The sequence below is a fragment of the Acinetobacter sp. V89_4 genome (assembly GCF_029967875.1).
Classification (GTDB): Bacteria; Pseudomonadota; Gammaproteobacteria; order Pseudomonadales; family Moraxellaceae; genus Acinetobacter; species Acinetobacter oleivorans.
This window is the reverse complement of sequence record NZ_JASCAI010000028.1, coordinates 169086-183619: the sequence shown is the minus strand read 5'-3', so window position 1 is coordinate 183619 and position 14534 is coordinate 169086. Positions and strand designations below refer to the sequence as shown.

Genomic DNA, 14534 nt, shown 5'->3' with positions numbered 1-14534 from the left:
TTTAAAAATTAAACTTATAAATAACCTGGGGTTGGCTTTAACCCGAAACTGATTGAGCCTGCATTTTGTAAAGTCGCATCGCCCATAAAAGCATGCTGAGTCACCACGTTGGTGTCATTCACAAAGCGGCTAAATGGATTGTTGGTATAAATTGCTGTCATGCCCGCGAGCATTTGCATTTTTCGGGTGACTTTGGCGCAAACTCGCGCTGCATGGGTACATGCCAGACGCATATCGCTAATTTGTTCAGCAGTTGCTTCACGCCCAGTAATAATTTCATTCCAAACAATATCCATAGTTTGATAAAACCAAGATTTTGCAGCCTGAAACTCTGCATCAGCTTGAGCGAACTCATATTGAGTCACTGGGCGGTTGGCAATTTCTGACCCGCCTGTAATGGACGCTTTACCCGGTGCTAATTTTTCAAATTCTTCTAATGCGGCAGCTGCAACACCAATACCCACCACGGTTAATACTTGAGTCGCTAAAGACAGTGACGGATATTTAAAAAATGGCTCGCTGAGTTTTGAGGGTTCACCACGTACAAAGGTCCATTTCTTTTCGACCAATACATCTTCGACCACCAAATCATGGCTTCCCGTACCTTTTAGGCCAACGGTGTCCCAAGTCATTTCGATTTTAGCTTTTTTTGCAGGCATCACTGCCATGCGAGGTAAGCCTTGCATTTCATTATTTTTAAGCGGTGAAATCCCCACGCCAACAATGTCAGCTCCCATACAGCCACTTGAGAATTTCCAACGTCCACGAACCACGACACCTTCATCGGTAATTTCAGCAGGTTGCGGTGGAAAAATACCTCCAGCAAACACCACATCTGGTCCGTCTTGGTACAATTCTTTCAGCGTTTCTTCTGGCAAACTTCCTAAATACGCAGGGCTCATACCGAAACTTGCCACCCAACCGACTGAACCATCAGCTTTAGATAATGTCTCGATTAATTCACAAAACTGTCGTGGTGAACATTCGTCACCGCCAAAACGTTTCGGAACCAAAGCACGGTAAACACCGATTTGCTTAAGCTTTTCAATAACGTCTTGGCTCACATAGGCCTGATTATCAAATTCACCTGTACAGGCACGTTCACGAATTTCTTGACACAAAGCGTCTAAGTCAACTGCTTTGTCTTGAGAAGCAAACTCCATTTTAGACAACTTATTCATCATCTAACTCCTTGTAATTTATTGCATTGCATCAACACAAAATTTAGCTATAGCGCATAATTGCTCATCTTTTTGATGCTTCGATACGATCTGTAAGCCCACAGGCAAACCTTCACTGGTTTCAAGTGGCACTGAAATAACGGGATGACCTGATAAATTAAATGGTCGAACTAAACCGGTTAGATTCAAAAAAGCGACTGTGTTTTCAGCTTCAGAAACTTTTGGTGGAATTTGCGGAAGTGTCGGTAGAACCAATGCATCATATTTTTCTAATAAAGCATCGAGTTCTTGGGTGAGCTGCGCTTTCACAGCTTCCGCTTGTTTTACTTGCTCTAAAGTGGTGTGTGCCGCTTTTAATAAACGACCATTGACATCAGAACCAATTAAGCCGGTTTGGGTTAATTCACCAAAAGCTTGCCAATTTTCATAATTAATAATCTGCATGCCTGCATCATAAGCAGCTTCAAAATGTTCAACTTTTTCTGAAGTGGTCTGTAAATTCGCTTTTTGAAGTGCTTGATGGATACAGTTCCAAACAACCTCATCTGCGCTTACATCTAAAACCGCAATTTTTGGTGTACGAGTAAATTCAGTAGGTCTGAAAGTTGGATCAATAATTTGCATAGCCTTTTCAATCATATCGACTGAATTTGCAAAAGGACCAACACAATCTAAAGAACTCGACGGCGGATATACGCCTTTTCTGCTCACACGGCCAAAAGTTGGCTTTAATCCAAAAACTCCGCAGCACGCAGCAGGCATACGAATAGAGCCGCCCGTGTCGGTACCTAAAGTAAAGTCAGCTTGTTTTGCTGCAACTGCCGCAGCCGAACCACTCGAAGAGCCGCCTGGAATAAGTTCAGGATATTTAGGGTTGATGGGTGTACCAAAAGCATGGTTAATGCCTGTAATACCAAAAGCCAATTCGTGCAAATTTGTTTTGGCAATAATTTCACAGTCAGCTTTTAAAATGTTTTTAACCACCTCAGCATCATCTTGAGCAGGTTCAACATTTAATAAAGCTCGACTACCAGCTATGGTTTTCAGACCTTGAATATCAATTGTGTCCTTGACCATCACCTTGAGCTTGCCACTTCCTTTGTGCACGCTTTGGCTAACAATATTCATTCACTTTTCCATGTATTTTTATCCATTAATTAAAATATCGGAAAATTTAATGGAATTGTCAAGTATTTTTTATAATTTGTTCTCAAGGAAATATCCAAAATTTTGTTTATAATAGGATTACCCTTTTTTCACTAAGTTATTGCTTAGCTATGCTTGATCATTTAGAACAATTTCTTCCTAATAAAGAACCGTCGAGTATTCAAAACTTCCCTTTTTTTTGGGTTTCCCAAGTTAACGGAAAATATTCACAACTCATTGAAAAATCAATAAAAAAACTAGGTATTGATAATACACGCCGTAAAATCATTTTAAGTACTAATGCTTTGGGTGAAGCCAGTATTACCGATATCGCTAATCTTTCTACCTTAAAGTTAACGACAGCAACAAAAGCTGTATATCGCTTAGTAGAAGATGGAATTGTTGAGGTCTACTCTTCTACTTCCGATGAACGCATCTCGATGGTGAAATTAACAGCCAAAGGTGTCGAGCTGGTTGAACAGATTAATCAAATTAGTGTGGTTACCTTGGCAGGCATCCTAAATGCTTTTTCAGAAGATGAGCTTCACAATTTAAATCACCAGTTAAAAAAATTATTTGACCTCATGCCATCAAGTTAGTTATTTGACTTGATATCGGGTTCAATGCGCTCAAGAGCAGCATGAAATAGTTCTTCTTTTCTCGCTGCTCTTTATTAAAATAAGTTTCAATATTAAAAAATAAATAAAAATCAGTTTCTTAATTCAATAAATTATTACTATCTGTTTACTTAACATACTTTTTAGGTATTCTAACATACTCAATAAGTAATGGAATTTTACATATAAAAAGAAAATAATAATTCCATGATCTTTAAAATCCCATTAACTCCTAATTGGGTTTAGACGCACTCTTCCGGTCTGTACGAGACCAAATTACTCATTTCTAGCCTATTTATTATTCTTATCTAAAAGGGGGAAATATCGAAGACTTCAGAGGAATAATAAAAGTTAGATATCAATTTCTTTAAGCGTTTTATACATAAGGATTAAGTGTATGAACCAAAGTAATATCGCTGTTGAAAGGACACAAAAGAAAAGCAATGCTTATGCATGGTATGTCGTCACACTTTGTATGTTGGCATATATATTTTCATTTATTGACCGCCAAATTCTGGCGCTGATGATTGAACCCATCAAAGCAGATCTCCAACTTTCAGATACACAATTTAGCCTGTTACATGGCCTTGCCTTCTCACTGTTTTACGCGGTTATGGGGTTACCCTTAGCCTATATTGCCGATCGTTTTTCACGACCAAAACTGATTTCAATCGGGATTATTGTTTGGAGTCTAGCAACGGCAACTTGTGGTTTAAGTAAAAACTTTATTCAACTATTCTTGAGCCGTATGGCGGTCGGTGTAGGTGAAGCTGCGTTATCTCCAGCTGCTTATTCAATGTTCAGCGATATGTTTAGTAAGGACAAACTAGGTCGTGCTGTCGGGATTTATTCAATTGGCGCTTTTTTAGGTGGTGGTATCGCCTTTTTAGTTGGCGGTTATGTCATTAACTTACTTAAAGGCGTGACACTCATTGAAGTTCCACTATTAGGCGCACTTAAAGCATGGCAAATTGCCTTTTTTGTAGTAGGTTTACCCGGCATCATTATTGGTCTGCTATTTATTCTGACCGTTAAAGACCCTGCACGTAAAGGCCAACAGCTCAACCAAAATGGACAAGTTGATCAAGTCAAATTCTCACAATGTCTTCAGTTTATTAAAAAACATTCGAAAACATTTGCATGTCACTATTTAGGTTTTACCTTTTATGCAATGGCACTCTATAGCCTAACTAGCTGGACACCTGCATTTTATATTCGTAAGTTTCAACTCGCACCGACTGAGACAGGCTATATGCTCGGTACGATTCTGTTAATTGCAAATACCTTAGGTGTGTTTTGTGCAGGTTGGTTAAATGATTGGTTTATTAAAAAAGGGCGCCAAGATGCACCGATGTTCACGGGGGTGATTGGTATTGTTGGCCTGATTATTCCAATCACGTTTTTTACCCAAACAGATCAGCTTTGGCTTTCAGTTAGCTTACTGATTCCTGCAATGTTCTTTGCATCTTTCCCTCTAGTAATTTCGGCAACAGCATTACAAATGTTAGCCCCAAACCAATTTAGAGCACGCCTTTCTGCCCTATTCCTTTTGGTGAGCAACTTAATTGGACTCGGTATTGGTACAACATTGGTGGCCATTATCACAGATAAAGTTTTTGGTAGTCCGTTAATGGTGGGTTCTTCTTTATCTATTGTGGGTGGTCTGTCGTGTGTACTGGCTCTAATTCTGCTTTTTAAAGGCTGCAAATTCTTTAGTGAAAGTATGAAGCTTGAAAAATTAAATTAATAGGTCTCACCAATTGCAAAAATGTACTCTCTAACTAAACGCTTAGAGAGTACCGAAATATTCAAAATTACGTAGTGCCGAGGACTGGCATACATCTGGGAAATGGATTATGGAATTATTTCACCGTTTTAAACCAAACACTTTAGCCGTTGCCACTTTATTACTAATGTGGAGCAACTCATGGGCCGCAAATCCAAATCAGCAAACTGAAGATGAATGGAAATTCACTTTAAAAAATGCCTACATTAACCGTGATTTTGATAATGATGCCTTAAAAGATACTGGCAGTTGGTCTCAGGCAGCGTCTTTATTTTATAAATCGAAAATGCATGACACTCCGTTAGTCATAGCAGACAAGCCAATCACAATTGGGGCCGATGCATCGGTTCAATACGCCGTGCGCTTGAGTTCAGACAAACATGTCGCTGACACAGTTTTGCCTTTTAATAAAGAAACGCAATCTCAGGCTTCAGACTATTTAAAATACGGCGCGACTTTAAAGCTGGGCTATGACAAAACACTTTTAAGTGTCGGTGAACTCTGGCTAGATTTACCTGTAACGGCAGTCGATGCTAGTCGTCAGTTACTCACTTCGTATTGGGGAACCAACTTAAAGTCACAACTTTCAGATCAGCTCTATGCCGAAATTGGCCGAGTGGAAAAAGTGTCGCCAAGAAATGAAGAAGACTTTAAAAAGTTTTCTTTCACATCAAATGGAATTACCAAAGAATCTGATGGTTTGAACTACATTGACCTGCGCTATCAATTCACGCCGTCTTTAAAGGGCGAATATTATTTTGGCAATTTGGAAGATCTGTATAACAAGCATTATGTTGGGCTTGAACATACGTGGAAACAGCCAACTTTTGCCCTCACCTCTAAATTCAAATACTTCAATGCAAAAGATGATGGCAATACCTTCGATATTGATGCGCAGAACATTGGATTACTTGAAACCGTTAAAGTAAAAAACCATACCTTTGGTTTGGGTTACCAACAGATTATTGGTGAATCAGCTTACCCATTACCAGATGGTTTCTTACCAGAAACTTATTTTATTAACTGGAATGCTACGGGCTTCTTTAAAGAAGATGAAAAGTCTTACCATGTCATGTATGGCTACGACTTTAAAGATTATGTGCCAGGCCTAAATGCGATGGTGAAATATGTTTATGGCCATGACTTTAAAGCAGCAAATGGTGAGAAAAACCACGAAACCGAGTCGAATGTGATTTTAAACTACGCATTTCAGCAGCCGTTCTTAAAAGGTGTTGCCCTGCAATACATTCGGATTGATTACAACGTAAAACACGGCAATGACTTTGGCGAAGACCGCTTATTCGTCAATTACACCAAAAAGTTCTAATTAGAAAATACCCCCTAAAATTAGGGGTATTTTTTTATCCTAATTTATTGACCAACTTTAATGGTAAAACCTTCATGGCAATACTCATTGGTAACCATGGCCACTGCGGCACATAAGCTTTTACAGGTTGTTTTTCAATAGCTTTGACCAAAGCTTTACATCCTGTTTTGGCATCTACCTCAAAAGGTAGATGTTTAGCACCTTCATTCATTTCGGTACGGATGTAACCTGGGAAAATAGTTGAGACTTTAATTGGAGTATCTAGTAATTCAGCACGAATACCTTCAGCCAAGTGAGCGACCGCAGCTTTACTCGCCGCATAGGTCGATAAATGTTTTGGTAATCCGCGCATCGCACTCATGGATGACATCACCACCAAGTGACCAGTGTTTTGCTCTCTAAAAATTTCAGTTGCTGCTTCACACTGCGCTAAAGCAGAAATAAAGTTTGTTTCAGCTGTGGCTCTGTTAATTTCAAAATTACCTTTACCAATACGACGACCATTTCCGACTCCCGCATTTACAATAATTCGGTCTAAATAGCCAAACTCTTGTTTAAAGGCGCGAAATACTTCAAAAACCTGATCGTAATTGGTGACATCCAGACTTTTTGCAATGACTTTAATACCGTACTGATTTTCAAGTTCAGTTTTTAAAGTTTCCAATCTGTCTAAACGGCGTGCACAAATCGCTAAGTTATAGCCTTTGGCAGCAAATTCATGCGCCATACCTGCGCCCAATCCAGAACTTGCACCTGTAATTAAAATCGTCTTTGCCATGCTTTTATCCTTATTTTAAATCCATGTCAGTAAATCTGGACGCTCAGCTTTTATAAAATGATGTTCATTTAAACTTAAAACCTGAGCTTCATTTCCAACCAAACGCAAAGTCGTGAGGCTTGTATTCGCAATTGCCCAATTCAAAGCAAAAGTTCGATTGGGGCTCAGTTCAAGCAATTTTCCAATTGCTACAGAAATTACACCACCAGAGGTAAAAACAACGGCATAACGAGGCTTGGTTTTTGCTAACTCATCACAAAGTTGCTGCAATGCTGTTTCGACTCTTTCTTTAAAGTGTGGCCAAGACTCATCATATTCATGATGAAAATCTCCATCTGTCCATCGTCCAATTGCACCTTCAAATATTTTGGCAAGATATGCGCGTGGGTTCTGTTCTTGCGCCACGTCAGCTTTTAATAGTTCAGGCTGTTCAAAACGCGGCTCATAACGGGCAAAAACCTGTTGATGGTTAAACTCATTCCATAAATTATTATGATGAATCACCGCACCTGGAAAGCATTCATTGAGTGCGAGCTTTGCAGTTTGCTCGTGGCGCTGCATAGTTCCTGCAACCACATACGGTTGTTCTTTCAATATTTGCTTAAAATATTGGCCTAATAAAGTCGCTTGAGCTTCACCATTTTCAGACAGTTCATCATAATTACTTTTACCAAATGATGCCTGACCATGTCTTACCAGATAAATTGTGGTCATTTTCTTAAAATACCCTGTATTTTCTGTAGAGATTGCTGAGCAAATTCAGAATCTTGCAATTTTTGCTGTGCGATAAGTTTTAAAGCTCGGATATGTAGCGCATGAATCACTATCCAGAAATCTTTAAATGCAGGATTTCGGGTTTGTTTATGGTAATAACGGTAATATATTTGCTGGGCAATCACTGCTAAACGGAATACACCAAACACTTCATAAAAAGCCCAGTTTTGAGGGTCCAATCCTGTTTTTTGCAAATAATAGTCAACGACTTCTTTACGAGAGAACATTCCCTTTAAGTGAGTCGGCTGACGGCGTGTTGACCTGAAGATCATGTTGTCCGTAGGCTCAACCCAATAAGCCAAAGCGCTACCCAAGTCCATTAATGGATCACCCAAGGTCGCCATTTCCCAATCGAGCACGCCAATCACTTCTGTTGGATGCTGTGGATCTAAAATCACATTATCAAAACGCCAATCATTGTGAATAATACAAGTCGTAGAGTCTTGAGGGATATTATCGTTTAGCCATTTTCGAACATATTTAAATGAAGGAACGTTAATAGTACGGACTTTTTCATAGCGCTTATCCCAACCTTCAACTTGTCTACGGCAATATCCCGCACCTTTGCCTAATTCAGCTAAAGGCGTGTTCTCATAAGGAACTTGATGTAGCTCAATCAGCTTATCAATAACATTTACACAAAGCTCATGAACATTTTCTTCATTAAAGCCAAGCTCAGGTGGCAATTTTGCACGAGGAATAATGCCTTCAATGCGTTCCATGACATAAAAATCACAGCCAATGACCGATTCATCCTGACAAAGTGCAACCATTTTAGGAAGCACCGGATAATAAGGCGCAAGGTTTTTTTGCACCATATATTCACGGGCCATATCGTGGGCCGACTTCGCTTTTGTTCCTTTTGGAGGACGACGTAAAATTAAATCGGTATTTTCATACTTTAAACGGTAAGTCCAATTCGACGCCCCACCTGTATATTGAGTAACGACTGCTGGGCCAACCAACTCAACACCTTGGTTTTTTAACCAGTTTTCAACTGCCCCAATATCAAGCTCTTCACCTTCACGTACTTCACCGCCTATATCAATTACCGACATATTCACTTCCTTTAAACTTATACTTTCTTATGACGACCGAAATAACCACGTTTGGCCAACTCTAATTTGGCAATCATGCCTTTATGTACTTCATCTGGACCATCAGCTAAACGTAAACTGCGTGCTTGAGCAAAGAAACCCGTTAATGGTGTATCTCTTGAAAGGCCCGCACCGCCATGTAGCTGAATCGCCATGTCGACTACTTTTTCTAAAACACTCGGAGCCACTACTTTAATTGCAGATATTTCTGTTAAAGCAGCCATATTTCCTAAAGTATCCATTTTATAAGCAGCATACAAGGTTAAAAGTCTGGCTTGATCTATGGCTACCCGCGCATCGGCTACACGTTCGAGGTTTCCCCCGAGTTTTAAAATTTCTTTGCCAAACGCCGTTCTAGACATGCCTCTATCAATCATGAGTTCTAATGCTTTTTCAGCAGCTCCAATACAGCGCATGCAATGGTGAATACGCCCTGGACCTAAACGACCTTGTGCAATTTCAAAACCTTGACCCGCTCCACCAATAAAGTTTTCAATAGGTACTCGAACATTATTAAAATGAACCTCACCATGTCCATGTGGTGCATCGTAGTCACCAAACACAGGTAACATGCGTTGAATTTCCACACCAGCCGTGTCAATCGGTACTAAAACCATAGAGTGTTGATGATGGCGGTCTTTAGTTTCATCTGGAGTATGTGCCATAAAAATAATGACTTTAGCATTTGGGTCACCTAAGCCAGAGGACCACCACTTTTTGCCATTTAAAACAATTTCATTACCATCGATGAGTGCAGTTGCTTGCATATTGGTTGCATCGCTTGAAGCAACATCGGGTTCAGTCATACAGAAAACCGAACGAATTTTTCCGTCCAATAAAGGTTCTAACCATTGCTGTTTTTGCTGCTCACTACCATAGCGCCATAACAATTCCATATTTCCTGTGTCTGGTGCATTACAGTTAAAAACGGTAGGTGCCAATAAGCTACGGCCAGTTAATTCAGCTATGTGCGCATATTCTTGAACAGTTAACCCTGCACCCAGTTTTTCATCTGGTAAAAACATATTCCAAAGGCCAGCTTGCTTTGCTTTAGATTTCAAAGTTTCTAAAAGCTCAGGCCATTGCCATTTTTTCCAGTTTCCATCTGGATTTAACTCGTGAACTTCTTCCCAAAATTTTGCTTCGACAGGTTCTATTTCTTCTAAAATAAATTTTCTTGTTCGCTCGGTAAAATCCTGAGCTTTCTTGGAGAGTTCAAACATTCTTTTTCCTTTACATCATTATCTGGTCTTTACATCAACATAACTTGAAACTTAATATGAATGAAATGATTTTATTAAATAACACCTCATGAATAATATTCATAACCTGCATGGCCTAGACTTAAGTTTTTTTCACCGAATTGATATCAATTTATATCCGCTATTTATCGCAATTTATGAGCAAAAAAGTATTTCAAATGCGGCAAGCAGTCTCAATATTACACAGTCAGCAGCAAGTCATGCTTTGCAGCGTTTACGTCAGCAACTTGAAGATGATGTATTTATACGTGTAGGCAATAAAATGTCTGCAACGCCTTTTGCAGAACAAATTTATCCAACTGTTAAGCAAGCACTTTTAACGATTCAAAATATTAGCCAACAGAAACATGTCTTTGATCCAACCAGTTTAAAAAGCTTAAAAATCGCCGTTCATGATGAGATTGAACCGATTATTCTTCCTAGGCTTGCTCAACATTTTCAAAATCTTAATTTAGATTTGCAGTTTGTCAGTATGAAGCTAGATCGAAAACATATTATGGCGGACTTGGCGACGCAGCAGCTCGATTTCGTCATTGACCTAGAACAATATTTATCTCCAAAAATTACCTTTGACCATTTGGTAACAGATGAGTTCGTCATTTGTAGTCAACTTAAAGAAGTCGATTTATCTCGTTATATTAATGGACGACACATTGGTGTTTCATCACGCCGTACGGGCGCTTTGCTTGAAGATATTTATTTAAACCAGCATCAAAAAATTTCAAGAAATGTATTTATGCGCTGTCAAAACTACTCAACGGCATTACAAGTTCTGGCAGCTCAAGCCAACGCAATATTGACCATGCCTCGTATGATTTTGCAGCATTTGTCTTATAGTCCTGAAATTTACCTACATTCTCTGCCTTTTGAGATAACCAATATTAAAATGGGTATGTTTTGGCACGAAGATTTAAGGGATAATTTAAGACATCAATTTTTGCGACATGAAATTATTAAACTTTTTCAATAAAGCAAATTGATCTACTAAGCTTCTATCGTACAAGGACCAGTAATGAGTAAAGATGAACGGATAATCCAGAATCAGGACAACAAAAAAACGATTCGTCATGAAGATTACATTGCTGGCATTGGTAAAGGCATGGCGATTTTAGATAGCTTTAGCAGTAATCAACATCGTTTAAATATTTCTATGGCGGCTGAAAAAACCGGGCTCACCCGAGCGGCAGCAAGACGTCATTTATTAACTTTAGAATATTTAGGTTATCTTGAGTCAGATGGTCACTATTACTATTTAACCCCGAAAGTTCTTAAATTTTCAGGAGCTTATTTAGGTGCAGCTCAGCTTCCAAAAGTGTCTCAACCTTTATTAAATCTGTTAACGAACCAAACTTCACTTATTTATTCAGTGATGGTACTTGATGGTTATGAAGCCATTACCATTGCCCGTAGTGCTGCCCACCAACAAACTGACCGTGTAAATCCATACGGCTTACATTTGGGTAACCGCTTACCTGCACATGCGACATCGGCAGGTAAAATTTTACTGGCACATTTAAGCCAAGAAGAGCAATTAGATTGGCTTCAAAAATATCCTCTTCAGCGTCTAACTAAATATACGCATGTCGAAAATGATAAATTTTTAGAGTTACTACAAGAGATTCGAGAACAAGACTGGTGTTATTCACGTGAAGAACACGAATTAGGCGTTCATGCGCTCGCCGTACCAATTTATGGACAAGACTTTAAAGTTGTTGCAGCTTTAAATATTGTCTCTCCGACTATGAAAACAACTGAAGAATATTTAGTTCAACATATTTTGCCGCTATTGCAAGAGACTTCTCGGGACTTAAGACAAGTTCTTTAAATCTTGCTTAGGCTATTTTCATAAGATAATTTTATCATTTGCTTAGGCTATTTCTAGAAGTAGTTGAAAGGAATTTTTAAATAGCGGATGCCATTCGCTTCAGGTTCCGGAAAGTTTCCACCGTTCATATTAATTTGAATTGAAGGCAGAATTAATTTTGGCATTGTCAAAGTAGCATCTCGTTCTTGGCGCATTTTTATGAATGATTCTTTGGAAACTCGTCGATTTAAATGAATATTGCTTTGCTTTTGGGTTCTAATATCTGTTTGACAGACATATTCATCACGACCTTCGGGCTTATAGTCATGACATAAAAACATACGCATGTTGTCAGGAAGTGTATAAAGTTTTTGTACCGAATCATAAAGTGCAGCAGCACTTCCCTTAGGAAAGTCGCATCTGGCCGAACCATAATCAGGCATAAATAAAGTATCACCCACAAAAACAGCATCACCAATCACATAACTCAAGCAAGCGGGTGTATGCCCTGGTGTAGGAATGTTATAGGCTTCTATATCCCCTATTTTGAAATGTTCATGATCTTCAAATAAATAATCAAAAGGTTGATTTTCATTGAATTTCTTAAAATCAAAATTATAGATAGCAGAAAATGTTTCTTGTACGATTGAAATCTTCTGACTAATTGCAATGTCACCGCCCAATTTAGATTTTAAATATTGGGCAGCAGTCATATGGTCGGCGTGGACGTGGGTTTCTAAAATCCATTGCACTTTAAAGTTTTGAGCCAAGACATAATCGACAATCAGATCAGCATTAGTTGTTTTTGTAGTCGCCGAAGCTGCATCGTAGTCAAGCACACTATCAATAATCGCGCATTGACGAGTCGCTAAATCCGCAACAACATAGCTAAAAGTATTGGTATTTTCATCAAAAAAATCTTTTACTAGAGGTTGTTGCATAGGTTTAATTTCCTTTATTTAAGACTCGGTAAATAAACATTCCTACTAACATTGCCACAAGAAAATAAAGCGCTTCAAAATGTCCTAATCCAATAAGAGTTAAAGCGGGCGCTGGACATATCCCTGCTATTCCCCAGCCTATACCGAAAATAAAAGCACCAACAATTAATCTTTGGTCAATCTGTGTATTCATTGGTAATTGAATTTTCTCATTAAAAAGCGTTTTAGGACTTTTTATAGCCTTTTGAAATGGAATAAATGCCACAGCAATTGCGCCTAACATTACAAACATTAAGCTGATATCCCACTGCCCAAAGATATCTAAAAAACCTAATACCTTTTCAGGATTAGACATACCCGAAATCATTAAGCCTAATGAAAACAAACCACCAAATATAAAAGCAAAAATGTTTTTCATTGGATTACCCCAGCACATGACGAATAATATAAACGGTTAACATGCCAGCAAACATAAAAACTGCTGTCGCTATCATCGAGCGTTTTGATAGCCTGCTCATACCACAAATGCCATGGCCGCTTGTGCATCCAGAGCCTAGCCGTGTTCCAAAACCAACGAGTAAACCTGCTAAAATAAGTGCAAATGTATTGGCTTTAATTTCAATTTCAGGCTGATAAAAATAACCATATATGAAAGGTGTAATCACGAGTCCTGCAATGAACCAGAATGCAGAACTTTTAAAAGTATCTTTAGTAGGATTAATGATTTGAGCAAGCAATCCACTAATTCCGGCTATACGACCATTTATATATAAATATCCAACTGTTGCGATGCCGAGTAATAAACCACCCAAAAAGGCATAGACAATATTTGACATATAACCACTCTTGACAATATATGTTTTTATAATCTGTATTATACGCTGATTCTTTTAGAAATACTTAATATAAAACTTTTGAGTTTATAATTCTTCTTAACAAGAAAAAGCCCCAAAGTTTTGGGGCTTTTGTCATTAAATTAGATCTTTAATGCCTAATTGTTCAGGCAGTTTTTCCATGACCTTATTCAATCTAGTATTTGCCGGAGAGATACAACCTGTGTAATGGCTTAATTTTGTTTCCGTGCCATTTGGTTGAATCCATGAAATGTAATAGCTAGACATGTCAGTTGCCGTTTGCTGACAACCCGCAGTTTTAGATTGTGTACCTGTTTCAGGACGATAAGCTTTTAGATCATCTGCAAGTTTTTTATAGTCTTTTACGCTACCTTGAATTTCTTTAACACCGATAGCTTTAGTGTATTGCTTGCCTTCAAAACGAATTAGACCCGTAGGTGTTACTTCTACTGAATAGATCGGGCATGCGCCAAAGCATGGACTAGAAGCATAACGAATTGTCTCTTGTGTATTCGGTGCTTGCTGAACAGAAGCACAACCCATCAAAGCTAAACCAGATAAAGTTGCAAGAACCAAAAATCTCATCGTATCACCTATTATTATCAAGTGGCTTTAATTTATCAAATCATACACTTCTTGTCATTAAAGACTATTTTTTGTGATTGTTTTCATCAATTCATACAGCTTGCTGCTTAGGCTATTTTTATAATAATTAGATGTTATGATCGAAAGTGCATAAAAAAAGGCCCATCTTGCGATGAGCCTTAAGCCAATAAAAGCTTAAATTCCTGAAATACAAATTATTACTGGGTAGTAATAACCTGCGACGACCATTCTAACGTAATGCTATAAATTATATAAATATAATATAAATATATATTTACGCTTGTTTTTGCAGCAAAAAAATCCCACTTTTAAGGACTAAAAAGACAATAATGTTTATTTCTAATTAAAATTCACAACTTTA

15 protein-coding genes are annotated in these 14534 nt (G+C 38.4%); 5 read left to right on the top strand and 10 right to left on the bottom strand.

What is annotated here, in order from left to right; all coding sequences use genetic code 11:
- Positions 1-14: 14 nt before the first annotated feature.
- Together QLG01_RS12515 and QLG01_RS12510 are read right to left on the bottom strand one after the other, a co-directional pair.
- The gene (locus QLG01_RS12515; protein WP_282496912.1) at positions 15-1163 is read right to left on the bottom strand and encodes an acyl-CoA dehydrogenase family protein; all 1149 of its coding nucleotides are present in this window, start codon (positions 1161-1163) and stop codon (positions 15-17) included.
- A 36-nt stretch (positions 1164-1199) separates the two neighbouring features.
- On the bottom strand, positions 1200-2309 hold the full coding sequence (locus QLG01_RS12510; protein WP_282496564.1) for an amidase: 1110 nt from the start codon (positions 2307-2309) through the stop codon (positions 1200-1202).
- A gap of 149 nt (positions 2310-2458) precedes the next feature.
- On the opposite strand from QLG01_RS12510, the gene QLG01_RS12505 reads away from it, so the two are divergent.
- The 3 genes from QLG01_RS12505 to QLG01_RS12495 all read left to right on the top strand — a co-directional run bounded on the left by QLG01_RS12505 (position 2459) and on the right by QLG01_RS12495 (position 6057).
- Positions 2459-2926, top strand: coding sequence for a MarR family winged helix-turn-helix transcriptional regulator (locus tag QLG01_RS12505; RefSeq protein WP_282496563.1), 468 nt, complete (start codon positions 2459-2461; stop codon positions 2924-2926).
- Positions 2927-3341: 415 nt separating this feature from the next.
- The gene (locus QLG01_RS12500) at positions 3342-4691 is read left to right on the top strand and encodes an MFS transporter (RefSeq protein WP_282496562.1); all 1350 of its coding nucleotides are present in this window, start codon (positions 3342-3344) and stop codon (positions 4689-4691) included.
- Between the two features lie 109 nt (positions 4692-4800).
- Positions 4801-6057 (top strand): OprD family outer membrane porin, encoded by a 1257-nt coding sequence (locus tag QLG01_RS12495; protein WP_282496561.1) that lies wholly within the window; start codon positions 4801-4803, stop codon positions 6055-6057.
- Between the two features lie 34 nt (positions 6058-6091).
- Here QLG01_RS12495 and QLG01_RS12490 read toward each other — a convergent pair whose 3' ends face one another.
- From QLG01_RS12490 to QLG01_RS12475, 4 genes are read right to left on the bottom strand one after another with little or no spacing between them, the layout of a single operon-like run.
- Complete coding sequence (locus QLG01_RS12490; protein WP_282496560.1) at positions 6092-6835, bottom strand: SDR family oxidoreductase; 744 nt, start codon at positions 6833-6835, stop codon at positions 6092-6094.
- A 15-nt stretch (positions 6836-6850) separates the two neighbouring features.
- A complete protein-coding gene (locus QLG01_RS12485; RefSeq protein WP_033847194.1) occupies positions 6851-7549 on the bottom strand; it encodes a histidine phosphatase family protein in 699 nt (232 codons plus the stop codon).
- Positions 7546-8667, bottom strand: a complete 1122-nt coding sequence (locus tag QLG01_RS12480) for a phosphotransferase family protein (protein ID WP_282496559.1) — start codon at positions 8665-8667, stop codon at positions 7546-7548. The genes QLG01_RS12485 and QLG01_RS12480 overlap by 4 nt, the downstream gene beginning before the upstream one ends.
- 17 nt (positions 8668-8684) lie before the next feature.
- The gene (locus tag QLG01_RS12475; RefSeq protein WP_282496557.1) at positions 8685-9929 is read right to left on the bottom strand and encodes an acyl-CoA dehydrogenase family protein; all 1245 of its coding nucleotides are present in this window, start codon (positions 9927-9929) and stop codon (positions 8685-8687) included.
- Positions 9930-10017: 88 nt separating this feature from the next.
- On the opposite strand from QLG01_RS12475, the gene QLG01_RS12470 reads away from it, so the two are divergent.
- Both QLG01_RS12470 and pcaU read left to right on the top strand, forming a co-directional pair.
- Positions 10018-10938, top strand: a complete 921-nt coding sequence (locus QLG01_RS12470) for a LysR family transcriptional regulator (RefSeq protein ID WP_282496556.1) — start codon at positions 10018-10020, stop codon at positions 10936-10938.
- Positions 10939-10980: 42 nt separating this feature from the next.
- Positions 10981-11793 (top strand): IclR family transcriptional regulator PcaU, encoded by an 813-nt coding sequence (pcaU, locus tag QLG01_RS12465; RefSeq protein ID WP_000030964.1) that lies wholly within the window; start codon positions 10981-10983, stop codon positions 11791-11793.
- A gap of 53 nt (positions 11794-11846) precedes the next feature.
- Here the strand turns inward: pcaU and QLG01_RS12460 are convergent, their stop codons facing one another.
- The 4 genes from QLG01_RS12460 to QLG01_RS12445 form a co-directional block, all read right to left on the bottom strand.
- The gene (locus QLG01_RS12460; RefSeq protein ID WP_282496555.1) at positions 11847-12713 is read right to left on the bottom strand and encodes an MBL fold metallo-hydrolase; all 867 of its coding nucleotides are present in this window, start codon (positions 12711-12713) and stop codon (positions 11847-11849) included.
- Between the two features lie 4 nt (positions 12714-12717).
- Entirely contained in the window at positions 12718-13131 is a 414-nt protein-coding gene (locus tag QLG01_RS12455) for a DUF6691 family protein (protein ID WP_282496554.1), read from the bottom strand.
- A gap of 4 nt (positions 13132-13135) precedes the next feature.
- Positions 13136-13549 (bottom strand): YeeE/YedE thiosulfate transporter family protein, encoded by a 414-nt coding sequence (locus tag QLG01_RS12450; RefSeq protein WP_224970901.1) that lies wholly within the window; start codon positions 13547-13549, stop codon positions 13136-13138.
- A 135-nt stretch (positions 13550-13684) separates the two neighbouring features.
- Positions 13685-14143: a DUF6438 domain-containing protein gene (locus QLG01_RS12445; protein WP_081399304.1), complete on the bottom strand. Its 459-nt coding sequence runs from the start codon at positions 14141-14143 to the stop codon at positions 13685-13687.
- Positions 14144-14534: the final 391 nt, after the last annotated feature.

Bases quoted from the DNA above. Each gene is read 5' to 3' on its own strand.
- QLG01_RS12515 (WP_282496912.1), bottom strand. From the start codon at position 1,163: ATGGAGTTTGCTTCTCAAGACAAAGCAGTTGACTTAGACGCTTTGTGT.
- QLG01_RS12510 (WP_282496564.1), bottom strand. From the start codon at position 2,309: ATGAATATTGTTAGCCAAAGCGTGCACAAAGGAAGTGGCAAGCTCAAG.
- QLG01_RS12505 (WP_282496563.1), top strand. From the start codon at position 2,459: ATGCTTGATCATTTAGAACAATTTCTTCCTAATAAAGAACCGTCGAGT.
- QLG01_RS12500 (WP_282496562.1), top strand. From the start codon at position 3,342: ATGAACCAAAGTAATATCGCTGTTGAAAGGACACAAAAGAAAAGCAAT.
- QLG01_RS12495 (WP_282496561.1), top strand. From the start codon at position 4,801: ATGGAATTATTTCACCGTTTTAAACCAAACACTTTAGCCGTTGCCACT.
- QLG01_RS12490 (WP_282496560.1), bottom strand. From the start codon at position 6,835: ATGGCAAAGACGATTTTAATTACAGGTGCAAGTTCTGGATTGGGCGCA.
- QLG01_RS12485 (WP_033847194.1), bottom strand. From the start codon at position 7,549: ATGACCACAATTTATCTGGTAAGACATGGTCAGGCATCATTTGGTAAA.
- QLG01_RS12480 (WP_282496559.1), bottom strand. From the start codon at position 8,667: ATGTCGGTAATTGATATAGGCGGTGAAGTACGTGAAGGTGAAGAGCTT.
- QLG01_RS12475 (WP_282496557.1), bottom strand. From the start codon at position 9,929: ATGTTTGAACTCTCCAAGAAAGCTCAGGATTTTACCGAGCGAACAAGA.
- QLG01_RS12470 (WP_282496556.1), top strand. From the start codon at position 10,018: ATGAATAATATTCATAACCTGCATGGCCTAGACTTAAGTTTTTTTCAC.
- pcaU (WP_000030964.1), top strand. From the start codon at position 10,981: ATGAGTAAAGATGAACGGATAATCCAGAATCAGGACAACAAAAAAACG.
- QLG01_RS12460 (WP_282496555.1), bottom strand. From the start codon at position 12,713: ATGCAACAACCTCTAGTAAAAGATTTTTTTGATGAAAATACCAATACT.
- QLG01_RS12455 (WP_282496554.1), bottom strand. From the start codon at position 13,131: ATGAAAAACATTTTTGCTTTTATATTTGGTGGTTTGTTTTCATTAGGC.
- QLG01_RS12450 (WP_224970901.1), bottom strand. From the start codon at position 13,549: ATGTCAAATATTGTCTATGCCTTTTTGGGTGGTTTATTACTCGGCATC.